Annotated in this window: 22 protein-coding genes and 1 pseudogene; 9 read left to right on the top strand and 14 right to left on the bottom strand. The window is 38.0% G+C overall.

The window, feature by feature from the left end:
* Positions 1-24: 24 nt before the first annotated feature.
* On the top strand, positions 25-696 hold the full coding sequence (locus ANA_RS19915; protein ID WP_041458577.1) for an AMIN domain-containing protein: 672 nt from the start codon (positions 25-27) through the stop codon (positions 694-696).
* Between the two features lie 124 nt (positions 697-820).
* Here ANA_RS19915 and ANA_RS19910 read toward each other — a convergent pair whose 3' ends face one another.
* Both ANA_RS19910 and ANA_RS19905 read right to left on the bottom strand, forming a co-directional pair.
* Complete coding sequence (locus ANA_RS19910; protein ID WP_015083216.1) at positions 821-2,632, bottom strand: SAV_2336 N-terminal domain-related protein; 1,812 nt, start codon at positions 2,630-2,632, stop codon at positions 821-823.
* A complete protein-coding gene (locus ANA_RS19905; RefSeq protein WP_162471203.1) occupies positions 2,625-2,912 on the bottom strand; it encodes a hypothetical protein in 288 nt (95 codons plus the stop codon). The genes ANA_RS19910 and ANA_RS19905 overlap by 8 nt, the downstream gene beginning before the upstream one ends.
* Between ANA_RS19905 and ANA_RS19900 the strand changes: the two are divergent.
* Positions 2,879-3,400: pseudogene (locus ANA_RS19900) on the top strand (Bax inhibitor-1 family protein); the annotation flags it as partial. The gene ANA_RS19905 and the pseudogene ANA_RS19900 sit on opposite strands and share 34 nt — an antisense overlap.
* Before the next feature lie 112 nt (positions 3,401-3,512).
* Here ANA_RS19900 and ANA_RS19895 read toward each other — a convergent pair.
* The 4 genes from ANA_RS19895 to ANA_RS19880 form a co-directional block, all read right to left on the bottom strand.
* Entirely contained in the window at positions 3,513-4,055 is a 543-nt protein-coding gene (locus tag ANA_RS19895; RefSeq protein ID WP_015083215.1) for a DUF3172 domain-containing protein, read from the bottom strand.
* Between the two features lie 161 nt (positions 4,056-4,216).
* A complete protein-coding gene (locus tag ANA_RS19890; protein WP_015083214.1) occupies positions 4,217-5,293 on the bottom strand; it encodes a fatty acid desaturase in 1,077 nt (358 codons plus the stop codon).
* A 157-nt stretch (positions 5,294-5,450) separates the two neighbouring features.
* Positions 5,451-6,524: a fatty acid desaturase gene (locus ANA_RS19885; RefSeq protein WP_015083213.1), complete on the bottom strand. Its 1,074-nt coding sequence runs from the start codon at positions 6,522-6,524 to the stop codon at positions 5,451-5,453.
* Between the two features lie 229 nt (positions 6,525-6,753).
* Positions 6,754-7,569: an acyl-CoA desaturase gene (locus ANA_RS19880; protein ID WP_015083212.1), complete on the bottom strand. Its 816-nt coding sequence runs from the start codon at positions 7,567-7,569 to the stop codon at positions 6,754-6,756.
* An 86-nt stretch (positions 7,570-7,655) separates the two neighbouring features.
* On the opposite strand from ANA_RS19880, the gene ANA_RS19875 reads away from it, so the two are divergent.
* Positions 7,656-8,885, top strand: coding sequence for a methionine gamma-lyase family protein (locus ANA_RS19875; protein WP_015083211.1), 1,230 nt, complete (start codon positions 7,656-7,658; stop codon positions 8,883-8,885).
* 67 nt (positions 8,886-8,952) lie between these two features.
* On the opposite strand, the gene ANA_RS19870 is transcribed toward ANA_RS19875, so the two are convergent.
* Together ANA_RS19870 and ANA_RS19865 are read right to left on the bottom strand one after the other, a co-directional pair.
* Positions 8,953-9,330 (bottom strand): GxxExxY protein, encoded by a 378-nt coding sequence (locus tag ANA_RS19870; protein ID WP_015083210.1) that lies wholly within the window; start codon positions 9,328-9,330, stop codon positions 8,953-8,955.
* 77 nt (positions 9,331-9,407) lie between these two features.
* Positions 9,408-10,601 carry a Coenzyme F420 hydrogenase/dehydrogenase, beta subunit C-terminal domain gene (locus ANA_RS19865; RefSeq protein WP_015083209.1) on the bottom strand — a complete coding sequence of 398 codons (1,194 nt, stop codon included), beginning with the start codon at positions 10,599-10,601 and terminating at the stop codon, positions 9,408-9,410.
* A gap of 221 nt (positions 10,602-10,822) precedes the next feature.
* On the opposite strand from ANA_RS19865, the gene ANA_RS19860 reads away from it, so the two are divergent.
* The 3 genes from ANA_RS19860 (at position 10,823) to ANA_RS19850 (ending at position 12,317) form a co-directional block, all read left to right on the top strand.
* Complete coding sequence (locus ANA_RS19860) at positions 10,823-11,197, top strand: hypothetical protein (protein WP_158310558.1); 375 nt, start codon at positions 10,823-10,825, stop codon at positions 11,195-11,197.
* A gap of 295 nt (positions 11,198-11,492) precedes the next feature.
* Positions 11,493-11,894, top strand: coding sequence for a hypothetical protein (locus tag ANA_RS19855; protein ID WP_015083207.1), 402 nt, complete (start codon positions 11,493-11,495; stop codon positions 11,892-11,894).
* A gap of 15 nt (positions 11,895-11,909) precedes the next feature.
* Positions 11,910-12,317, top strand: a complete 408-nt coding sequence (locus tag ANA_RS19850) for a DUF6575 domain-containing protein (RefSeq protein WP_015083206.1) — start codon at positions 11,910-11,912, stop codon at positions 12,315-12,317.
* Between the two features lie 131 nt (positions 12,318-12,448).
* On the opposite strand, the gene ANA_RS19845 is transcribed toward ANA_RS19850, so the two are convergent.
* Positions 12,449-14,665: an NHL repeat-containing protein gene (locus tag ANA_RS19845; RefSeq protein ID WP_041458574.1), complete on the bottom strand. Its 2,217-nt coding sequence runs from the start codon at positions 14,663-14,665 to the stop codon at positions 12,449-12,451.
* A 393-nt stretch (positions 14,666-15,058) separates the two neighbouring features.
* On the opposite strand from ANA_RS19845, the gene ANA_RS19840 reads away from it, so the two are divergent.
* The 3 genes from ANA_RS19840 to ANA_RS19830 all read left to right on the top strand — a co-directional run bounded on the left by ANA_RS19840 (position 15,059) and on the right by ANA_RS19830 (position 18,777).
* Positions 15,059-16,228 (top strand): glycosyltransferase family 4 protein, encoded by a 1,170-nt coding sequence (locus tag ANA_RS19840; protein WP_015083204.1) that lies wholly within the window; start codon positions 15,059-15,061, stop codon positions 16,226-16,228.
* An 18-nt stretch (positions 16,229-16,246) separates the two neighbouring features.
* Positions 16,247-17,398 (top strand): glycosyltransferase family 4 protein, encoded by a 1,152-nt coding sequence (locus ANA_RS19835; RefSeq protein ID WP_015083203.1) that lies wholly within the window; start codon positions 16,247-16,249, stop codon positions 17,396-17,398.
* 116 nt (positions 17,399-17,514) lie between these two features.
* On the top strand, positions 17,515-18,777 hold the full coding sequence (locus ANA_RS19830) for an ABC transporter ATP-binding protein (protein WP_015083202.1): 1,263 nt from the start codon (positions 17,515-17,517) through the stop codon (positions 18,775-18,777).
* A 98-nt stretch (positions 18,778-18,875) separates the two neighbouring features.
* Here ANA_RS19830 and ANA_RS19825 read toward each other — a convergent pair whose 3' ends face one another.
* The 5 genes from ANA_RS19825 to ANA_RS19805 form a co-directional block, all read right to left on the bottom strand.
* Positions 18,876-20,090 carry an RNA-guided endonuclease InsQ/TnpB family protein gene (locus tag ANA_RS19825; protein WP_015083201.1) on the bottom strand — a complete coding sequence of 405 codons (1,215 nt, stop codon included), beginning with the start codon at positions 20,088-20,090 and terminating at the stop codon, positions 18,876-18,878.
* A 145-nt stretch (positions 20,091-20,235) separates the two neighbouring features.
* Positions 20,236-21,753, bottom strand: a complete 1,518-nt coding sequence (locus tag ANA_RS19820; RefSeq protein WP_015083200.1) for a glycoside hydrolase — start codon at positions 21,751-21,753, stop codon at positions 20,236-20,238.
* Between the two features lie 300 nt (positions 21,754-22,053).
* The gene (locus ANA_RS19815; RefSeq protein ID WP_015083199.1) at positions 22,054-22,761 is read right to left on the bottom strand and encodes a zinc-dependent metalloprotease family protein; all 708 of its coding nucleotides are present in this window, start codon (positions 22,759-22,761) and stop codon (positions 22,054-22,056) included.
* A gap of 3 nt (positions 22,762-22,764) precedes the next feature.
* Positions 22,765-23,370 carry a TerD family protein gene (locus ANA_RS19810; protein ID WP_015083198.1) on the bottom strand — a complete coding sequence of 202 codons (606 nt, stop codon included), beginning with the start codon at positions 23,368-23,370 and terminating at the stop codon, positions 22,765-22,767.
* A gap of 12 nt (positions 23,371-23,382) precedes the next feature.
* Positions 23,383-23,958 (bottom strand): TerD family protein, encoded by a 576-nt coding sequence (locus ANA_RS19805; RefSeq protein WP_015083197.1) that lies wholly within the window; start codon positions 23,956-23,958, stop codon positions 23,383-23,385.
* Positions 23,959-24,347: the final 389 nt, after the last annotated feature.

Genomic DNA, 24,347 nt, shown 5'->3' with positions numbered 1-24,347 from the left:
ACTATATTGAATCACCACCAAATTATGAAAACAATAACTAATAAAATTCTTCCATCTATCGGGGTAAGTTTATGTGGTTTAATCACCCTTACCCCCAATATCAGTATTGCCCAACCAATCGCACAACTTAATAATTGGGAATTTAACCCCAAATCCCAGCAATTAGAAATTAATATCTCCGCAACTGCAACACCCCAATATTTCTACCTAATTCAACCACCACGTCTGGTTCTCGATTTACCTAATACCAAACTCGGTAAAGTCCTCACCCAAAAAGAATATGCCGGTGCAATTCAGAAAATTCGTATTTCTCAACTTAACGCCAATATTACCCGCATAGTTCTTGACCTAGCACCAGGAACCAAATTCCAACCCAACCAAGTACAACTTCAACCTCTTTCTCGACAAAAACCCACGCGCTGGGTATTCAATCCTCATCTTAGCTTTTCTCCCGCTAAGAGTCTCTTACCCACACCCGACACTACTCTACCACCATCCACAAATCTCACAAGTAACTCCCAACAACCCTTAATCACCGTACCACCTCTAAATTCTCAAAACCCCCCAGTAATTACCAATTCACCCCTACCTGCCGCTATGTTGACCCCACCTTCAGAAAACAAAAATAGTTCTCCAAATAAACTCAAAGAAATTCCCATAATTGAATTTGGGCAACCTTTACCTAAGAATCTATAAAATAGTAAAAATATAAAAAGTACCGCCTTGTTAAACGCCATTCATCTCACTCCCAATCTCTGACTGGGACAGAAACTTCATCCTGTACATCCTTAAATCCTGGATATCCTGATTCAGACATTTTTTAATCCACTTTGTCAAGGCAAGAGCGTTTTGACTCCCGTTCTAAAGTTGCCACCACAAAATCAAAAGTGTGAGTTTTAACAATTTCAATAGTAGCAACTTCAAAATCACAGGTTTTTAATTCTGGTTCTTTTGTTGTATCTCCTGGAGAAGTACCTGCTTGAATTTGGGAAGATATGGAATCTGCTAAATCAGCATATTCACCCCCAAGATTGCGGAATACATCTACAGCTATTTGTGCAAAGGGTAGAACTTTCTCTTTATCGGTTTCAATTTCAGGTAATAAATCTATAAGTGCGGTAAAACTATTAACTGATAAACCAATTCTGTCACCAATATATTTAGAAACAGCATCTAAAACATTGATTGTTTCATTAGTGGCCATTGCCGGATTGAGTACCTTTCGCACACCAGGCAAAAAATCATAAACTCTAGCTTTTCCGGCTTTATCTTCCTTAGTAACATGAAGTAATCCCCCCATATATACTTCTGCCACATGAACAGGTTGGGCTGTTTTTAAACAGGTTTTTCTAATCAGATTAACCACAGAAATATCCACAGGTGCAGCAGCCATCATTCCTGCTAATCTTTGGGCTGTGAGTGATGCTGTATTTAGGAATTGTTTAACAATTATTTTCGCTTGTTCTTCTTGACCTAACCCCCCGTCCCCCTTCCCTGCGAGGGAAGGGGGGGAATTTGTTCCCTCTCCTTTTTGGGGAGGGTTAGGGAGAGGTGAAGAGAGGTATTCTAAATCAAATAAATAAGTAGAAATTCTAGTATTTCCAAAACCGGCAATTACTCGCCCCCAAAGTTTTAATATTTGTGGGTCTAAATTGAGAACAGGTAAAATTAAAGTTTTATGCCAATTAATATTTAACCAAAAAGGTAAATCATCTAAAATTAATTTATTATTAGCAATACCAGGATTTAAGGCTTTAGCAAAAAGTTTACGTCCTAAAGATAATTGGGTACTATCCCATAATCGTTCAGGAAAGAATTGGACAACAGCAGTAGGTTGAGATTCCGACCAATCTTTTAACCATTGATGAAAAGTGGGATTTTGCCAAAGGGGAGATACACAATCACTAATAAGTAAAGTTAAACCCCGTTTATTTGGATGAATCAATTCCCGGTGCTGATGTTGACGTTGTTCTAATTTACCTCCTTTTTTACGACGAATGAGCATTAAATTATTATTTTGAGATTTAATAGTCAAAACTCGAATACGCCGAAATGCCCCTTGATTTTCGAGAATTTGTTGAAATTCATCTATCAATTCTTGCCAAATAAAAGCAGAACGGGATTCTTCAACTACTAATTCTAAATTTAGCCATCTTTCTGGTTCTGGTTTGGTAACAGGTAGCCATATATCACGTTCAATAATGCGGTTAATTGTTGCTTCTTCATTTAAAATAAATCTGCTTGTAGAAGGTACTTTGCGCTTGAGGGGACGCATTGCCCGACCAATTTCTAAGGAATTTTGAATAGTCCGGGCTGCGGGAACTTGAAACGGAAATCCTGATGTTGTGTTTTTTGTTCCTGATGTTTGATTATTTGGTTTTTTTTCTGGTGATTTCGTATAAACATTAATAACTGAATCTTGTACAGAAGTATCTTGAGAAGGTTCTATTTTTCCATCATCAATTATTTTGGTTTCTGGTGCTTTTGGTTCAGCAATAACTCCCATTTGCAAAGCCAACCAAATACTATCAGCAATATCTTCATCATCCAATGACAAACTGTGCAGTAATCCAGCCTGATCTAATCGGCTGATTAAGCGTTTAATCATAGCATGAGAAGATAATTTATTCATTTTCTTCTTCAGCCTCTAAGTCTTCAACTGCACCTAAATCTGTAAGCAGTTTCTCAATCAACTTACTTTTACTATCAATACGTCCTTTTGTCACCATAAAAATAGCATTTAATAATTGGTCTGTTGCTAGTGTTTCTTCTTTTTGTCTCCCATGAAAATCCTGAATTAGTGTATTTATATCTGGAATTTTAGCAGTTTCTGCATCTAAATGAGCCGTAACAATGTTAATTAAATCATCTATTGACAGTTTTGTTCTTCGTTGCCCAAAATGTGGCATCAAAAGGTAACAAAGCCCTAGCTTTACCCCTATTGGGTATTTACAGTCTCTTATCTGGATATACCTTGAGTGGCTTGGTATTTGTAGCTTTGAGAACCCAAGGGGTAGGTATTCAAGGTATTGCTATTGCTGCTTTAAGTTGTGGCATTACCTTCATTGTTGCCCGAAAAATCGGTTCTAACCTTTCGGAAGCAGACGGTATGGCGTTGACAAAAACCGTTAGTTTGGGCATTGTGGCCTTATTGGTGGTTTGTCTTCTCCAATTTGTCTTTACCTTGTTTGGTGTTTACACACCCAGTTGGTTAGAAATTGGTATCTCTGGTATAGGTGTATTTCTCTTCGCAGGAGCATCAGTAGTTGATTTTTACATCTTACCCCGCACTTACCGCAATGATGAATATTTACCAGCAGCTTTGTCAATGTATCTCACCTACATCAATTTATTTGTCTTTATCTTACGCTTGCTGATTGCTATCAATGGTCGTGATTAAGTATCTGTAAGCATAGAAAACTAAAACTTATCAGGAAAGAAGAAAAGTGAAAGAAAAATCTTCTTCCTTCTTCTTCTTTCTTCTTCCTTCTCCTGACTCCTGACTCCCATATTTAAAATCTTTCCGTATCTTGTGGACTTCCCACAGCACCAGGTTGAGATAAAAAGAAATTTTGAGCCGATTCATTTTGATAAATACATCTAATATCTGGCTTTTCACTATTTAAGTCCCCTGTAAAGCCAAAGGTATTAAGACGATTTTTACATTCTCGTACCTGATCTGATGTTACAAGTTTTTTATTTTCCAAAATTGCCCAGTTATTTTGACGAATTACACATCCAGGGCGGATATTTGGCTGGGCAACAAAGACATTAAAGGGATTAAGAGTGACAAAGAGTCTGGCATCCATCACCATGGCACTAGATCCAAACTGCACACAAATCTCAGGATTTGGCGCTCTAGTGTCAATGAACTCACGGGAAGCTACGTTTGATGAACTTAATGTAGTTGTCGAACTAAACGCAATCCCAATCCCAATTCCCAAAATCATCACTCCTCCTAAAAGGGCAATGGTGGCGAAGTTAAACACCGGGGATTGGAAAATAGAGGGTTTAGGGTTATTTGTTGGTCTAGTATTAGCAGATTTACGTCTCATTTTCGCTTTATTACCTTCGTCCCAAGAGTGGTTTTTTAATTTCTCCCTTATTCAGTATGCCGATCCTTGAAGATAATTATCCCCTATTTTCAATTTTAAGGAAAATATAAAATAAAAAAAGCCCGCATTAGCGGACTTCCTAGCTTTAAAAAATTTACCGATTACTTGACATTCTGACTCTTAGAAGTGTAGTAAACCTTACTACCTGTATCGGGAACAAAATGACAACCAATAGCAGAATTCCACAAAGACTTCCAAACTGGTTCTTTTGATTCGTGGAAATACTCACCCATAATTGGTTTAATTGCCTCAGTCGCTTTCAACAAATTGTAATGAGGCATATTCAAGAAAATGTGGTGAGCAACATGAGTACCGATATCATGATGAATGTGGTTAAAAATTCCATAATTTCGGTCAACACTAGAAATTGCCCCTTTCAGGAAAGTCCATTCTTCCCCACGATACCAAGGAATTCCCGGTTCAGTATGGTGTAAGAAAGTCACCAAATCCAACCAAATAATAAAGACAATGTAAGGTCCAGCGTAGTATTTTAACAACGCCATCCAACCAAATTGATAGGTGAATAAACCTAACAAAACTACCATACTAATCCAAAGTGTGGTGCTGGTGATAATGTCCCATTTTTCGGAAGGCTTAAACAGTGGGCTACTAGGTGAAAAGTGAGAACCTTCTTTACCAGGAGAACGCTTGAATAAATAAACCGGATAAGCCAATAAGAACAGATAAAAACGCCCTATTCTTTGCGATAAAGGCATTTCATCATACTCAGATTCAGAAACAGGATACCAGCTTTCATCATTTTCCAAACTGCCTGTATTCTTGTGGTGAGTTCTGTGGCTAATTCTCCAACCATGATAAGGAACAAGAATGAAAGTATGGGTAATATGACCAACTAAATCATTCAACCATTTATGCTTAGAAAAAGATTGATGTCCGCAGTCATGACCAACAACAAATAAAGCCCAAAACATAGTTCCTTGCATGACCCAAAAAACTGGCCAAAAATACCAAGAATCCAGATAATTAGCCGCTGCATACAGCAGTCCCACAATCAGAACATCACGGAAGAAATAATAAAGTGATTTCGTTACACTTGGCTGAAAACATTCAGCGGGAATTGCAGCTTTTAAATCCTGAAGAGTAAACGGTAATTTTTCTTGACCTTCAGTAGATGCAGAACTAGGGTTTTGATTAAACTCGATTGTATCTAATTGCACTGGATTATTTAATTGATTGTAAATTAGAAATTAACAGTGAGGTAATATTTAATGACCTCTAAAATACAAACTTGAGATGTTGGCAATTGACCTAAACCGGGTTAAATTTGGTTAATTGCCAAATCAAAAGAATTGGTGCTAAAAGTAGAAAGAATTACTACTTCACCGTTGATAATTTTTCTTCACGATATTCGTCAAAAGTTATATAACCAATATCAGTTTTATAAAGTTGACATTGATTAGTAATGTCCTTCATTAAACCCCAAGAGAATTTATATTCATCATGGAGATAAGCACCCCAATTTTCTTTGATGCTGCTGTAAGCCAACCGCAAATTATAGGAAGGAATAGCAGTAGAAATATGATGGGGAACATGAACATTAATATCGTGACAAAGAATTTCTACCCAACGAGGATAATCACAATGAACTGTTCCAAATAACTGTGCTAAAGCCTCATTCCATTTATTAGCAGTTGCAAAAGGAACATCTGGAAGAGTGTGGTGAACAATGGTGAAGGTACTCATCCAGAAATGGTAAACCATCCAGGGAATAACCCAGAATTTAATAAAACCCCAAACACCAGTTGTAATAATCAAAGTTGGGAAAACAATCGCTGCAAAAACAGCCACTACAGCCACAGAAAATTTAACACTATCTTGTTCTTTTTTCGGAAAATTGCGCCAATCAAAATGCACAACCGCCCAATGGCCAATAGAACCTACCCACCAGAGACGTTTACTGATAAACAACTCAAAGACAGACTGTCTACTTTTAGACCAACTTGCAAAAGTTTCTGTTCTAATAGGATGCCAAGCGTTGTCTTCGTCTAGCTTGTTGGTATGTTTATGGTGATGATTATGTTTAATGCGCCAGCTATGAAAAGGGTAAATTAAGAACATCATAAAGAAATGTCCCACTAAATCATTTACCCAGCGACGGTTTGCAAATGAACGATGAGCGCAATCATGTCCAATAACGAAAAAACCTGTTAAAGCAGTTCCTGTAAAAATCCACGCTATGGGTAGAAGAAACCAAGGGGAAATTGCTATAAAATAATAGCCTAATGCAGCCATAGATAGACTGATAAGCACAGTTGTCCATGCTTTGCGGCTATTTTTCTGAAAACATTCCTTGGGTAGACTTTTGATAATATGTTTTAGTTTTATTTGGTCTTTACCAAGGTCTGTGGAGACCGCTATTTCCTGACTTTTGATGATTGATGTAGTCATGAATACCTGAAAAACAACAGACAGCTAGACAAGGTTACTAAAAAAAGTAACTTGCTGCAAAGTTTTGTAACATTAATTTCTGAGATTATAGCAACCTTAGAACAACTTAGGATAGATATTGAGCAATTAAAAATTTCAAATTAAAAATTGCTTTATTTACACACAAAAAGTCAATAGTTTCCAGCCAAAAAATGACTACAAAACTATTGACTTTGAGCAGAAAATCTGCTTATGCCTTTTTCTCTGCCAGCTTTACGTTTGTCGCTAGACCTAGTAATTGTAATAACTGAATTGTCATCCAAGTCAGATCAATTTCCCACCATTCCAAACCATGACGGGCAGAGTATTGAAACGCATGGTGGTTATTGTGCCAGCCTTCACCAAAAACGAGAATGGCAACCCACCAACAATTAGTTGACTGGTCACCAGAATCATAAGTGCGGTATCCGAATTTATGAGTAGCACTATTTACCAACCAAGTACAGTGATAAACCCAAATAATCCGCGCAAAAATTCCCCAAACTACCATTGGCCAGCCACCTAAGAAATATAGGATTATGCCCAAGGCAACTTGTAATAAAATGAAATTTTTCTGTAAAAACTGATAAACTGGGTCATCAATAATGTCTTTAGTGAAGCGAGGAACTTGACTGTGAGCAGGAGCAAAATGAATCATCCAACCCATGTGACTCCACCAGAAACCTTGATTTGAATCATGGGGATCAGATTCAGTATCAGAATGTAAGTGGTGAATTCGATGTGTACCTACCCATTCAATTGGACCACCTTCACAAGATAGTGTCCCAAAGATTACCAAGACATACTCTAGCCATTTAGGCGTTTGAAAACTACGGTGAGTGACAAGACGGTGATATCCCAAAGTAATACCTAAACCTCCAGTCACCCAGTAAAGCAATAAAGCAACACCAATTGCCTTCCAGCTAAAATTGCTCGGAATTAAGGCAAATAGAGCGCCGACGTGCAATGAAACGAAAAATAGGGTATTAACCCAGTTAATGGGAGGTTTAGAAGTAGCAATTGTCATGCAGTAACCTGAATAGAAATTGTTCAGCCTAATCTGCGAGATCCTAAAATCCGCATATCTATTTTATGTTTTTGAATGAGGAAATGATGAACAGCTTTGAACGGCTGCGGGAAGCAGAACAGGCACTATTAGAAATTTTTTCTGGTATTGACGCTCAGGTCAAGCATAATCTTAAAAGAGTATTAGATGCCTTTCGTCATCACCGAGTAGGCGCACATCATTTTGCAGGCGTAAGTGGCTACGGACACGATGATTTAGGACGAGAAACCTTAGATAAAGTTTTTGCCGAAATAATGGGTGCTGAAGCTGCTGTGGTGCGAGTGCAGTTTGTTTCGGGAACTCATGCGATCGCTTGTGCGCTGTATGGTGTACTTCGTCCTGGGGATGAAATGTTAGCAGTAGTCGGTTCTCCCTACGATACTCTCGAAGAAGTAATTGGCTTGAGAGGACAAGGCCAAGGTTCTCTAATTGATTTTGGCATAAAATACCGCCAATTGGAACTAACTGATCAAGGAAAAATAGATTGGCAAAACTTAAACACTAGCATTACCGACAACACAAAGTTAGTATTGATTCAACGTTCCTGCGGATATTCATGGAGGCCAAGCCTCTCCATAGCCGACATAGAAAAAATTGTTCACATCGTTAAACAGCAAAACCCGAACACCGTTTGTTTTGTAGACAACTGCTACGGCGAATTCATCGAAACCCAAGAACCAACCCATATTGGTGCTGACCTCATAGCCGGATCATTGATCAAAAATCCTGGAGGTACAGTCGTGAGTGCAGGTGGTTATATAGCCGGACGCGCCGACCTAGTAGAAGCAGCCGCTTGTAGACTCACAGCCCCCGGTATTGGTAGCGAAGGAGGAGCAACCTTTGATCAAAACCGCCTGTTATTCCAAGGATTATTTTTAGCCCCACAGATGGTAGGGGAAGCAATGAAAGGAACATACCTGACAGGTTATATATTTGACAGACTCGGATATCCAGTCAACCCCCCACCATTAGCACCCAGAGGAGACGTGATTCAAGCGATTAAACTCGGTTCAGCCAAAAAACTGATCGCCTTCTGCAAAGCCATACAGCAGCATTCACCCATAGGATCTTATCTAGAACCCATACCCGACGATATGCCCGGCTACGAAAGCCAAGTGGTGATGGCTGGGGGGACATTTATCGAGGGGAGTACCTTAGAATTATCGGCAGATGGACCATTGCGTGAGCCTTATGTGGTTTATTGCCAAGGGGGGACTCATTGGACTCATGTATCTATTGCTTTACAAGCGGCTATTGAGGCTGTGGGGGAGAATTAAGAATAGTTTCGCGCAAAGTCGCTAAGGAGCAAAGGCGCAAAGGAAGAGGGGGAAGAGAAGGAAGAGGTTAAAGTTTGTTGGCTATGCGTTTAATGCCGTCTTTGATGAGGACTTCACCAAAGTTGATGAGTAGTCCAAGGCGTATATTGGCAAGAGTTAGATAGGTGATAAGTTGTTTTTTGTGTACAGGGTGGAGGGTTTCTAGGGATTTGATTTCAATGATGACTTTGTTTTCAACTATGATGTCTGCCCGAAACCCTTCCTGTAAATGAACACTTTCGTAAACTACAGGTATTGCTTGTTGTCTTGCTACCTGTAAACCTCTACTCTCCAATTCATAAGCCAAAACAGTCTCATACACAGATTCAAACAACCCTGGTCCTAATCTGGTATGAATCTTATAAGCAGCATCAACAATCTGAGTCGCAATTTCATTCTCAGTCATATAAACCTCCTTCTTAATACCTTACCTCCTTCTTCTTCCCTTTGCGCCTTTGCTCCTCTGCGCCTTTGCGCGAAATCTTATTCCGGTAACTTATACTGCCCCACTATCCGCTTCGCAAACTCCGGTACATGAGCTTCTAATTTTTCTCCATGATTCCGCTTCACATATAAGTAATTTCTCGCAAAGTGGGAATCTATGGAAAATCTCGCATATTCTAGTCCTTTGGGGCCAATTTTATCTATGACTACTCCCATTAATTTCGCTGCCCACATGGGTAAGGTGACGGCTTGATCATAAGCTGGTATGCTTTGCTGTACTGCTGGTTTGCGGTTTCCTTGGGACGTGACTGGCTGGGTGTGGAGTTGGTCTTTGACGAGTTCGAGCATTTCTTTGCCTGTATCGTTTCTGACTACTATCCATTGCCATTGGTAAGGTGCGCCCATATACCCGACGACGATATCAGCGAGGGAGTTGACGTAATCGAAGCAACTCATACATGATGGGGCGAAGATGTCTTTGAGGACGTTGGTTTTTAAGCCGAAGAAGGGGACTGTTTCTTCTGAACCGTCTTCGTGTTTGAAGTGGACTCGGAAGTCTTGCATGAATTCGTAGCTGACTACTGTTTGGGGGGAACGGCTGGTGGTTTCTAGGAATTTTTGCAGTCCGGCGCGGGTAACGTTATCTACGCATGGTGTTCCCAGTACGTAGAGTTTTTCTAAGCCGAGTTTTTTCTCTACGGCTCGTAATGCTTGGATTTGACAACCTACTCCGATGACTAATAACCTCTTCATTCCTGATTTTTCTATCTGTTCTAATACGGATAGGTTGGGGGATAGGGTAGGTTTATTGACTTTGGCTGCTAGTATTTCTTCGGGTGTGCGGGCGATGATGGGCATGGGTTGAAAGCGGTCTTCTTTGCTGTTTTGCACACAAACTACGCCTTCAACTAAGCCACGATTTAGCATTTCTATGGCTATGCTGCTTACTATTCCTGTCCATTGTGCGCCTTCTATGGGTTGTTGTTTTCTGGCGGACATCATTTCTTGATGAACTCCAAAGTAAAGTTCGTTTTCGTCTTCTAGGTTGCGGGGACGGTTATGGGTGGTGGTTTCTAGTTCGTCTATTCTTTGGGTAATGAAGGCGCAGGCTTCTTTGACGTAGTGGATGTAGTAGGTGTCGCATAGTCCGCATTCGCTACATAGTTCTTTTGCGGGGCGCACGCTTCCGGGTTTGAGGGCTTTGGCTTTTTTGTGGGATTCTATGGATGTCATCTATTTTGTTTATTTTTACTAAATATGGCTTTTATTACCTTACCGTTTGGGGATGTGAACTTAAAGATAGAAATTGAAATAGAGGAAGACTGGTGTTTGATTGCTGACGTGATTGATATTCCTTTACTCTATAATGAGTAAACAAATTAATACACCAAGAAATTTAAATGCTGCGTATATTCCAAAATTCCAAAAGCGTAATATCAGTGTGTCTAGCTACATTGCTGATTTTAGTAAGCACTATAACTATTTTTCCATCTACAGCTAGTGCAGCAGTTATAGAGATAAATGTTGTTAAATGTGAATCTGGTAGCAACTGCTCAAATATCGCCTCGTTTGCAGCGGGAGCAACCACCGGAATCGTTGCTGGTAGTGCAGTAACACTCGCTGCTACTGGAAACACAGCTACCATTGTAGCGGTTGGAGCAGCTATGGGACAAGCAGCAATAACAAGTTTAGCTCCATTAGTTGCAGATGCTGGAACTATCAGTGCATCGCCAGTTTTAGTTCCTGTAGGAATAGCAGCCGCAGGAGGGTATGCTGCATATCAGTTATGGCATAATTTCAGCGATAATCAAAGTCAAAATGCAAATTAGCAGTTTCTTGTTTGCTGTAGTTTGTACAATTTTGTAAGTCACTAATTTTTTCAGTAATCTGATTATTTCAATAAGCCTTAGGTTAATTTATCGAGGGTTTTTTGCTGTTAATATACATCTTCCATTATCCCACAAAACCGCCTGAGAATTAATTCTCAGTCTCATAGCGAAAGTCTGTTAAAACAGACTGAATAAATATCAATCTTCATTCAGCTTTAGCTGGATTTTGCTATTAGCGTAATTTCTTGGCGGTGGTGATATCATTTAAAAAATGTATTAAAATAAAAGAAACAACATGAAATGGCCTCAGTATTTTCCTGAAAATTGCCCTCCTGAAGCTGCTCAACCAATTTCAGGAACTATTTACCGTCTGGTAGATAATAACCCTCCTACATCTGATGATTTTAGATCATGGCGTAAACAAAATATAGATCAACCTTGCCCTAAAAACATCACAGAATGTCAAACTTGTGGACTCTCTGTTTTTACCTCAGCAGCAGGAGTTTGTAATGCTCGTAATAAAGTTCCTGCACTTCGCAAAAAACAAGTAGCATTAGGATATGGAAATTCTGATTTAGGAGTAATGTTAAATACACCTTCCAGAAAAACAGGTAATCATCATCATACTTGGTGGTTTCCAGCTAATCAAGAACCTTGGAAAAATTTTGAAATTGTTAATATTACTTCTCCTGACTAAACATGAGGTTTATCTATGAAATTACTACCACAATACCCACCGCTAGTAAACCTAGAAATTATTGAAATCTATGAATATTATGATTTTCCCTGTTTATTTAGCTGTCAAAATGCGTCAGGACAGATTTTTTTAGCTGTTTGGATAGATGAAATACCAGATCATAAAACTTGGCTTTATTCTCCTATGTCAAAAGGAAGATTAAAAAGTATTCGTTCTGGTAATATTGATTTATATGATGCTTTTAAAAAATCAGAAGATGGTTTTATTTATCAAGCTATAATTTCTGAAAATGATAATTTGGATGTTGTAGGAATTATATTTTGTGAAAGTCTCAATGATGAATATTTACCCATGGCTGGCGAAACTATTGATTTTTCCGATGCAGTTTTTCCTCTAGAAAATAAGGAAAAAATCAGGATTTAATTGTAAATTAGGGAAGATTTTAGATAAAAGAGCGATCGCTCACCCAAAATACTCTAAATTGATTTATATACCCAACTTATTTAATAAATTGGGTATTTCCGAGTTCACAAATTATTTAAACTGGCTATAAATCAAATAGGAAACTGATAGATAAGCACCTTACCTTGCCAATTTTCTTCGACAAATACGAGATATTCATCATTAGCACGACGGAAAGCACGGATACCATAGGGAATATCAACCCAACCACTTTCTTTCCCAACTTCTGCACCTGGAGTCATCTTTTTCACGAGTTCTCCCGTAGCAGTTTTGTAAACATATACCTCTGCGGTTTTGACACCCACTGCAAATACATAATCACCTGCTACACTCATGGCTGCGGTGGCAATTTCTCCTTTACCTGTGGTGTCGTAGGGAACGACGGTTCGCCATTTGGGAGTGCGATTTCCTTTACTCCAATTATCGAAGCGAGCAATTTCTGATCCTATGACTTTGGCATCATCAGCAAATGCCGGATGTTCAATAGTAAAACCTGATAAATACATAGTATCTGTTTCGGGAAAATATTCAATCCGTCGCAAGTCTTTAAAGGTGCTAGGAGTCCTGATTTTTTTCATCGAACTATAGGTATAAATGGGGTTTCCTTTACTATCTAATCCCTGTAAAGGATAATGACGAATGCCATCTTCTGTTCGCAAAGTTTTCCAAATATCTCCTTTGCTATCTACCCACCAACCTCCGATATAGGGATAGTCTTGACTGCTATCATATTCATTTTTTTCAAATGCACCATTGCCATTACTATCACGCCAAATCCATTCTCCGTTTGCGGGTTGATTGGGTGGCCAATTGCCATTAATAGATTGTTTATTCTGATCATTAGTACCCACAAACATCCCGGCAGGAATTGCAATTTTACCATCTGTTTTTGGTTCAAAACGATAAATTTGCAAAAAGCTGTTGAACATATTTGTGAGGAATAGAAAAGGTTTTCCTTGAATTCGGCGGACAAAAGTTCCATCTGGTGATGTATGCAGCCGTGGATCTTGAGCATATTTAAAGGGATTAACTGTGTAGGCTTTATATGTCCACTGTTTACCAGCAGGCTTGCTATAATCCATGACATATTGTTCTTGTTTGGTGAATATATTTACACCATCTGTTTTTGGATCTGTATCTGCATTATCTACAAATATTAATCCTAGTAATTGCCATTGTATTTTTCCTGCTGGCGAAAATTTTCTTAAATCTGTTCCTGATTTATTGAAGCCATTACTATTTACATAAATATTACCTTTTGCATCTGTACCAACTCCTGTAATGCCGTAGAGTTTGGATGTTTTTATTTCTCCAGGTACACCACCAAAAATACCTTTTTTATCCCCAAAAGTATCTACACGAACCGGCTGATTATTAATATTGTAAATTACCAATTGTTGATTAATCCCATTTTCTGCTACTAACAGTCTGCCGAGATTATCAATGGCTAATGCTGATGGTTTATCAACATCTATTATTTCTTTTGGTAATTTTTTTCCGTCTTGAGAATAATTGACAATTTTTCCAAATTTAGCACCTTTTTGATTTTGAATAATCCACAAACTACCTTTTTTATCAATGGTAATTTTTTCGGGACTATTAACCTTAAATTTGTTTATTTCTGCCATTGTTTCGGTATTATAAACCCGAACAATATTCTCCCCAGCATTGCTAACAAATAGGTGATTATTTATTGTTGCTATTCCTGTGACTTCATGACTTTTGCTGGTAATTAACATACTTTTATCCCAGCCATTCCCTTTCTCAAAAGGTGCAGGTTTTCCTGTTAAGTCATAACGTCTGACGCAGTACCAAGTTTGTCCTTGGGGAGGATAATCTTCTTTAGTTTGATCTACTCCACCTTGAGTCATAGAAATATAAATATATTTGCTATTTACTGTTATTGCTTTACCCCCTAAACGATTCCAACCATGTGTATCTTGGAGGATAAAAATTGGTTTACCATCTTTATATATTCCTGCTTCACTACCAGCTTCATCCCAAGCACTATTTGTGTAAATTGTCCCATCATCTTTGACATACATTCCTTCTATGTTATTTTGTACTCGCAATTTACCATTACCAATGGTATTTCCTAACCAAGAAGTAATATATGTAATTTCAGGAGTTTTGACTGCTTTGGATTTTTTAGTTGTGGCTAAATCCATTGTCATTCCGGCAAATGTTATAAGTAGTCCACAGGTTAAACCAAGTAAAATATTGAAAGTTATTTTTTTTCGCCAATATCTCCTCGAAAATAAGTTATGAAGATATTGATAAAGTTTGTAGCAAGTTTTACTAATCTGCATAAATAATTCGGTTGCTGTAATATGCTTTTTGAATTTTTAATTTATCCCTGTGGGATAGGCTTTTAAATTCTTACTCATAAATTAACAAATAAATTTTATCTTGCAGTTAATTTCATCAAAACTTTATCAACAATATATATTTTCAAAATAAATAAATTATACTTGATACTTTTGATGTTTTTACGAGTATCTATTATTTGTTATGCAAATATATTTTTTTGATGTATTTTGTTTGTGGAAATAGAATAATTTTTATATTTAAACCGATTTTGATTCTCAGCGTCGTATTAAAAGATTATGCTGAAAATAAATTATCTTGGCATTGACAAAATAAATAAAAGCATAAATCAAAATAACTCATCTCAATTTATCTATCAAAGGGGAGATAAGTAAGTGGCAGGTAAAGATATAAAATTAAGTTCAGCATCGGCATCTATTCTAACTTTAGGTACGGGTTGGTTTCCTAACAATCCTGGAGGCTTGGAACGGTATATTTATGAACTAATTCATAAATTAGCAGCATCTCAAGACCAAGTAGAATTATGTGGAGTGGGTTTACCTCTAGATGCTAAAAATACACAGATTAAGTTGACTAATTTAGCTTGTCCAGATAGTAAAATTAGTTCTCGGTTATGGTCAATTCGTGATAATTTTCAGAAAACAAGATTAGGTAAACCTGATGCAATTAATCTCCATTTTGCATTATATAGTTTTCCAATTTTAGATATTTTACCTAAGGGAGTACCGGTTACTTTTAACTTTCATGGGCCTTGGGCTTCAGAAAGTCAGGAGGAAGTTGTTAATAAAAAGTTGAGTGTTTGGCTAAAGGAAAAAATAATAGAACAAAGCACTTATAATCGGTGCGATCGCTTTATTGTCCTTAGTAAAGCTTTTGGTCAGATTCTCCATCAAAAATACCAAGTTCCCTGGCAGAAAATTCACATCATTCCTGGTGGAGTTGATATTAATCATTTTCAGAATAATCTCTCGCGTCAAGAGGCTAGAATAAAACTAGGTTGGCCAACTAATCGGCCGATATTATTTACTTCCCGTCGCTTAGTTCACCGCATGGGAATTGATAAGTTATTGCAAGCTATAGCTATGATTAAAGTGGGAATTCCTGATATTTGGTTAGCTATAGCTGGTCGTGGTCATATTCAAGCTTTACTTCAACAACAAGCTAGAGAATTAGGTTTAGAAAATAATGTGCAATTCTTAGGTTTTGTACCTGAAAATGATTTACCTGTGGCTTATCAAGCGGCTGATTTAACTGTGATGCCAAGTCAATCTTTTGAAGGTTTTGGATTAGCTATTTTGGAATCTCTAGCCTGTGGTACTCCTGTTTTATGTACTCCTGTGGGGGGAATGCCAGAAATTTTGCAGAAATTTTCTCCAGATTTAATTACTGAGGCGATTACTGTTGAAAGTATTGCTGATAAATTAGCACAAGTTATGTTAGGAAAACTGCCTTTACCTTCTAGGGAAGAATGTCGTAATTACACAATTAAAAATTATGATTGGACTAATATTGCTCAACAAGTTCGGCAAGTTCTCCTAGCTTAAATTGATGATAGAGATTGTATGAAAATTCTATTCTTAGACCAAAGTGGTAAACCTGGTGGGGCTGAATTATGTTTAGTTGATATTGCTAAACCTTATGGTCAAAATTCCCTGGTTGGTTTATTCGCAGATGGTGATTTTCGTAAGTTACTCGAAGAAAACCAAATTCCTGTGGAGGTTTTGACAACTCAAGCCATTAAAGTTGGTAAACAAAGTGGTTTATTTCCAGCATTAGCTAGTTTAGGGCAAATAATTCCTTTAATTAATCAGGTTATGCAACGGGCAAAGAAATATGATTTAATTTATGCTAATACTCAAAAGGCTTTAGTTGTCGCGGCAATAGCTAGTTTTTTCGCTCGTCGTCCTCTCGTTTATCATTTACATGATATTCTTTCTCTAGAACATTTTAGTAAAACTAATTTGCGAGTTGCTGTTAATTTAATTAATCGTTGCGCTGCTTTGGTCATTGCTAATTCTCAAGCTAGTAAAACGGCATTTTTACAAGCTGGAGGAAAACCGGATATAGTTGAAGTTGTTTATAATGGTTTTGCTATAGAAAATTATCAAGTTGATGCATTAGAAGTTAGAAAAATCCGAGCTAATTTAGAATTAGAAGGTAAATTTGTTGTTGGACATTTTAGCCGGCTTTCTCCCTGGAAAGGACAGCATATTTTAATTGAGGCTCTTTCTCAATGTCCAGAAAATGTGGTAGTAATTTTAGTTGGTGATGCTTTATTTGGTGAACAGGAATATATTCAGGATTTACATCAAAAAGTTGCTGGATTGGGGTTAGAAAATCGAGTCAATTTTTTAGGTTTTCGCTCAGATATTCCCAAATTAATGGCAATGTGTGATTTAATTACTCATACTTCCACTGCACCTGAACCTTTTGGAAGAGTTATTGTTGAAGCTATGCTGTGTGGTAAACCTGTGATTGCGGCTCAAGCTGGTGGTGCAATAGAATTAGTGGAAGATGGGATTAATGGTTTTTTAGTCACACCTGGAGAACCTCAAGAATTAGCAAAGGTGATTCATAATTGTCTGCAAGAATCTGTAAAAACTGCGAATATTGCCAATAATGCCAGAATTAGTGCCGGTCAACGTTTTGATGTCAAAATTATTAATCAGCAGATTCAAGAATTGCTAGAATCAATAAGATCCCCGACTTCTTGAAGAAGTCGGGGATCTGGAAGTCAAGGATCTGGGTCTTGGGAAACAATGTATAATATGTAATGTATGGGTGGAGAAATCCCGCCTTTACAAATTAATAAATTTTAAAGTGAATTCTCGTGGCACAAGTTGTATTAGAAAATGTTTATAAAAGTTTTCCCTCTCGCGGTGGGGAAGGTGCAAAAACGCAACCAGACGGTACAGATGGTGTAAGTGTCTTGCGACGGATTAATTTAACCATTGCTGATGGTGAATTTATGGTGCTGGTGGGACCATCTGGCTGCGGTAAAAGTACCCTGCTGAGGTTAATCGCTGGGCTGGAGGTAATGACTGGTGGTAACATTTCGGTAGGAGATACCGCAGGGCTTCGCTTGATTAATGACTTACCTCCCAAGGACAGGGATATCGCTATGGTGTTTCAAAGTTATGCACTCTATCCCCACATGACTGTATATGACAACATTGCTTTTGGCTTACGTCGTCAGTTTCCAGATCAGGAAGTTGGCAAAAAAAGACTGACTCAATGGGGCGAAAATCTACTTGTAGGGTTAACAAAAAAGTTACCTAGTGGATTACGGTATATTTCTCCAAAAGAAAGAATTGTTAATGAACGAGTCCAAAAAGTTGCGGGTTTATTACAAATTGAAACTCTGTTAAATCGGTTACCGAAACAACTTTCCGGGGGACAAAGACAACGGGTAGCATTAGGACGAGCGATCGCCCGCAATCCCCAAGTATTCTTAATGGATGAACCATTATCTAATTTGGACGCTAAACTACGAGCTGAAACCCGCAGCCAAATTGTTAAATTACAACGTCAATTGGGAATAACGACGATTTATGTTACCCATGATCAAACTGAAGCGATGACAATGGGCGATCGCATTGCCATTATGTCAGAAGGTAAAATACAGCAAGTTGCAGCACCTTTAGAACTATATAATCGTCCTGCTAATCGCTTCGTCGCGGAATTTATCGGTTCTCCACCCATGAATTTTATCCCTGTGGAGTTTCACGCACCTTTATTAATTACCCATACTAACTTTCGCTTTACCCTTCCAGATGTGTGGGGAAGTGCGTTACAAAACTACGACGGACAAACTTTAATATTGGGTATTCGTCCAGAACATCTCAGTTTGGGTGTACCTGCTACTAAAAATTTACCAGTCAAAGTAGACTTAGTAGAAAACTTAGGAAATGACACTTTTTTAGCTGTAAAAATTTCTGATCCTGATTTACAAAATGTAGATGGACAAACTTTACAAGTTCGAGTTCCCCCAGATAGATTTATAAAGATAAATGACCAACTTTGGTTATCATTTGTGCCTGATAAACTGCATTTTTTTGACCCCAAAACCGAGTTAGCAATATTTCAACAATAAGGGAAGAGGTAAGAAGAAATATATTTTTATTTACCAATTCTCTATTCCCTGTTCCCTATTTTAATGATATAAAGCACTATGGGTTGACACTCCCCGGTCTAAAGACGCGGGGATTCTTTAATCAAAGACATGACTTGCTCAGACAGGATCTCTCCAGCCTGAGTAGAGGACTCATCTCCTAAAGCGTTGCTCATGTCTAGCATGAAAGTTCCCGTATGCCCTACGGTACTCAATCCTCGACTAAGGATATTTCTAGCTGCATTCTCATCCCTATCCATCACACAGCCACACTGACAAACGTGTGTCCTCGTAGATAGAGTTTTCTTAACAACTTCACCACAGCTAGAGCATTCAAGGCTTGTATATTGTGGATTTACTGCCACCGTGACTCTCTTAAATACTTTGCCAAAATATTCAAGCCAGACACGAAACTGATACCAAGATGCGTCGTTTATTGACTTAGCTAAACAATGATTTCTCACCATGTTTTTAATTCTCAAATCTTCATAGGCTATCAAGTCGTTAGACTGAACTACGCACCGTGCTAATTTAATAGCATGGTCTTTACGTTTCCTACTTATTTTGAGGTGGCGTTTTCCTAAAACCTGTCTAGCTTTGCCCCGATTTTTTGAACCTTTGACTTTTCTGGAAACACGGCGTTGTGAACGTTTAAGAACCTTTTGGCCAATACGCAGAAATTTCGGATTCTCAACCATCACCCCATGAGAATCAGTGTAGTATTCTTTCAAACCTACATCTAAACCAATTGTATTTCCCGATGGTTCTATATTTTCTTGACGGTTGACATCAATACAAAATTGACAATAATAACCATCAGCCCGTTTTACCAATCTTACCCGTTTTATTTGGTTAATTTGGTAGAAATGGAGGTCACGAGTCCCTTTAAGTTTTAACTGCCCAATGCCTTTTTTATCAGTGAAAGTGATGGATTTACGATTCAAAGCCAGCTTCCATCCTGATGTTTTGTATTCAACAGAACGACAATCTTTTTGGAATTGAGGATATCCCTTCTGACCAGGAATGCCTTTCTTGCAATTATTATAAAACCGAGTGATAGCAGCCCATGCTCGTTCAGCAGAAGATTGTCTAGCCATTGAATTGAGTTCATTAGCAAAAGGGAAATTAGCCGCCAGTACAGCACAATATTTCTGCAAGTCGTTTTTACCTATACCTTGAACATCCATCCATAGCCGAATACAGCTATTACGAATGAACTGTGCAGTCCGAATTGCATCATCTATTGCTGTTAACTGAACTGATTTTCCGTAAGCTTTAAACTCAAAAACTAGCATCCTTTCACCTCCCATCCTATACTACTATAGTTGGTTGAAGATGGCTAAATGTATTGCGCCTTGCAAAATCTTGACGGTGGTTAAAACCACCTGAGTCGCTTTTCATCCCTTGTCTAAAAGCACATAAGGCATTGCTACGCAATGCTTACTCAGGGGCTTTCAAACTTCCCAGTCTTTCTTGTAATTGCTCTCCCTGGCGGTAAATTTCCTGAGCGTAGTCTGTCCAAGTCCCTTGTCCCCAATAACGAAAACAGCTAGTTTGTAATAAGAGATTATGTAATAGCAGTTGGCGGTATTGACTATCTTGAGTCAGATTTACACTGGATTGATCAGATAATAAATCGTCAAATTTCTCATGAAATAAATTGCTAAATTTGTACATGGGAGATAAAACATTTTCGTATCCTTGCACCCAACTAATATGATTTGTCCATGATGCCCCATCAATATGAAAGTTGGGGTGATTTTTCTTCAGTTCTTGAATCGCATTTTCTACAGCATCTAGTTGATAATTATCTTCAGGAATTTGCGCCCAGATTTGATGTTGTCCACTTGCTTGACAGCTAGGAAAGTCTTCCAGTTGACAACCTGCGGCTGCTAATAATTCTAAATATTCTGTACCGCAAACACCAACAACACCAGTTTTACCTCCTCCATTTTGCACCATATCCCCCCAAGCTTGTTGAAAACCGCCGGGAAATTCGTTCATCATCACACCACCATTTTCACCATCACCTATTTGACTAACTATGGGAGGTACGACAACATCACCTAATTTTTGTTTAGATAAAGTTTTGGCTTCATAGTATGGCTGCATTTGGGCGACTAATTTAGTGTCTGAACCTTGGGTTTTTATCAATGCAGTAATACTAATTTCTTCTCCTTGGGAATTGCGAGCTATTAACCGATGTGGTAAATGTTTATAATTTAAAGGCTGACCATTAATTGTTTCTACGGTATGTTCTTGTACTAATAACCAACGATAACCACATTCTTTTAAGGCTTTGATAAATGCAAACAAGGTATCTGGATGGTTTGGTAAGTGCATTTCTGGAGGGGAAAATCCTTTGATTCTTGCTAATGCTTCCCAACCAAAAATTGCCGCAAAATAATGTTGCCAAGCGATAATGTGGAGTTTAATATCTGCTATGGGGGTGGAAGGAATGACAGCATGACTCCACATAGTCCCCAACCATTCTACATAGGGCTGGTAGGTAGGATTGCAGGTGATGCGTTTAAGATTATCTAGAATATCACTTCTGCCCATTTGTACCAGTCCCCACAAAAGATTACCAGAATAATCCAACATCACACGGGGATTACAGCCTTGTGCAACTAATTCAGGAATAAAATCTCCCATGCGACTATAACAATTAGCAAAAGGGGCAGCATTGTGGTTATCTCCTTCTTGTTGATGGGCAAACATATATTGTAAATTGCTGATCAATAAACCATTATTTCCTGCTGGGATGGTGGGTTGGTGCATATGTAGAGCGATCGCAAATACTGCGTTGATATCTGCTAATTTCAGATTAGTCGTTGGTAAAAAAATAGGCTCATCGTGGTTAACTACAGTCAACACTTCTTTTTCCCAACCGCAGATATTTGGCAGATTATCAATAATTTCGGGTAACGTAGGGAGATTATCTGGTAATTTAAACATTTATAGCACCTCAAAAATAATGTACAACTAACAATCTTGCCCGAAAATTGAAAAATTTTGTGTTTAACTTCAATTTAAATTTAAGGGAATCATAACCATCTGTATACAAAAAGCAACATTTTTCCGAACTTATACCATAATAATCCTGCCATGCCGCTTCTGTAAATGTGAGTTTCATTCTTCAATTAAGGCTCTTTCAATAACTTCACCTGTTTTTGCTGATTGGATTGAGCCAAGAAGATGCTTTGCGTTAACAGGATTTGACAATAAATACAATTTAAATATGAAAATCCTTCGTAATTACATTTTGGATTTATGTTGACGAATAGCTTTATTCATGGAAATAATCTGTCCTACATGAAAAGAAGGAGGCATTAAACTATGAATCCGATGATCAAGTCCATCGTGCATGACATCTGTAGGTAATAATGAATGATCTAATCCCAATGTATGACCAATTTCATGAGCGATAGTATTAGCAATCAAATTAGATAATTGACCTAAATTTAAATCAGCCTGATTAGAAGCATGAAGAATTTGGTCAATGCGAACACCAGCAATATCTGTAACTTGATGATGACGAAAACTAGCTATTCCTAAATAATCTACCTGTTGCTTATCTATAAATACATATACATGAGTAAAATTCCGCCGCCATTCTTTCTCTTCTGGTTCATCTGAAGTCAAAAAGACATGAACACTCCTAAAAGCACTAAAAACTTTAGCCAAAGCATCCGCCATTATTTCTAGCATGGTGCTATTGTTTTCATTTGTATTAATGCTTCCAGAAATATCTACCCAGATACAATGACGTATTTCTTGATCTTTAATAGTTAGAAATGTGCCACATGATGGACATACACGCCAATCAGTTTGAATCCGAGAACGGCAACCTTGACAACGTGGTTTTGCTGGTCTGTCAAGATTAATCCGTTCCCAGATGGGAACTTGCAATTTACGATTTGTCTTAGTTTTTTTGGTTAAATTCAGGCGATCGTAAAGTGACATTATTTAACAATAAGATGCAACAAGTTCCCCTAAGCCATTAACACTCACACCATTCCCAATAGCTGCCATTTTCCACTCGTTATTGTGGCGATAAACTTCAGCTAAAACCATTCCTGTCATGCCGCTATACTCTTTCCCAGAAAGATTATATCGAGCTAATTCTTTATTATTAGCTGCATTTACCAATCTAACAAAGGCATTGTCAACTTGGGTAAAATCTTGTTTACGAGCAATACAATCGTAAATATTGATGACGAAGACTAATTTAGCAATATCAGCAGGAATGCGAGGTAAATCAATAATGATTACTTCGTCATCACCATCACCAGCACCAGTTAAATTGTCTCCTGTATGGACGATTGATCCTGATAAATGTTGAAGATTCCCAAAATAGATAATGTTTTCTTGGGCTGTTAATTTACCATTAGCATCCAAGCAAACTACAGAGGCATCTAGATCATATTCATGACCACCACCACCAAAACTTCTAAAAAATCCGCCACCAGAGCGTTTAACTACATCCCAGCCCAATCCACACATCAATTTGGTTAGACCAGGAGCTTCTTTAGAAAGGGAAATTCTTTGTCCTTTCTGGAGATTAATTGCCATGTTTAATTTCTCCTAGCTAAAGCGATCTAATAAAGCTTTCAATCCTCCTTGATAGCCTGAACCAACGGCATTTAACCGCCAATCTCCGTCTTTACGGTAAAGTTCAGCCATAATTAAGGCAGTTTCAGTGGAGTAGTCTTCAACTAAATCATAGCGAATAACTTCTTGTTCGTTTTGAGCATTTACAACCCGAATAAAGGCATTTTGCACTTGACCAAAGTTTTGATGCCGTTCTGCTGCTTCATGAATAGTAACAGCGATGACAATTTTGTGGACATCCGCAGGGACTTTTTGCAAATGAATTTTAATGACTTCATCATCACCATCACCTAAACCTGTCAGGTTATCTCCGGTGTGTTGAACTGATTTAGCAGGATCTGGACTGGTAAGATTATTGTAAAAAATGAAGTGTTGATCAGAAATTAGTTTTTCGTTACTTCCCAGGATAAAGACGGAGGCATCCAAGTCAAAATCCAAGCCAGTATCCACAACTTTAACATCCCACCCTAAACCCACAAATACTTCGGTAAGTCCTGGGGCGACTTTTTCCAGTGATATCCGTTGTCCTTTAGTTAGCGAAACTGCCATTGTTTAATAAACTCCTAAATTTTTTACTTGCTTTTACTTCTAGCCAAGTCTGACACTGGTATCTGAAATTGAGATCCAGTTCTGTGTAGGATTAATAGGGAAAATCGAGGTCTGCTAAAAATAATTGCAGTTAAATTTTGTCTAGTGTCATGAAAGACATCAGAATTAATACTTATTTGAGCATATAGACATCAAAAAGGCAAGTCACAATTTTGTAAATATCCACATTCCTTAAGAATAGGAAGTCTAAATAAAACCTGTAGTTTGTCTACAAGCGATTGCGGATCGCTGTTGTGGATGGCAGCCAAGATGATTAATCCTGTTCGGCAATAAAATCCTCTAAACTCGAAAATTGCCCTCTTTCAAAATCATCAAGCCCGCGTTGGATT

The sequence above is a fragment of the Anabaena sp. 90 genome (assembly GCF_000312705.1).
GTDB classification, from domain to species: domain Bacteria; phylum Cyanobacteriota; class Cyanobacteriia; order Cyanobacteriales; family Nostocaceae; genus Dolichospermum; species Dolichospermum lemmermannii.
Note: the sequence above shows the minus strand (reverse complement) of the source record. Positions and strands in the feature narration are given on the sequence as shown.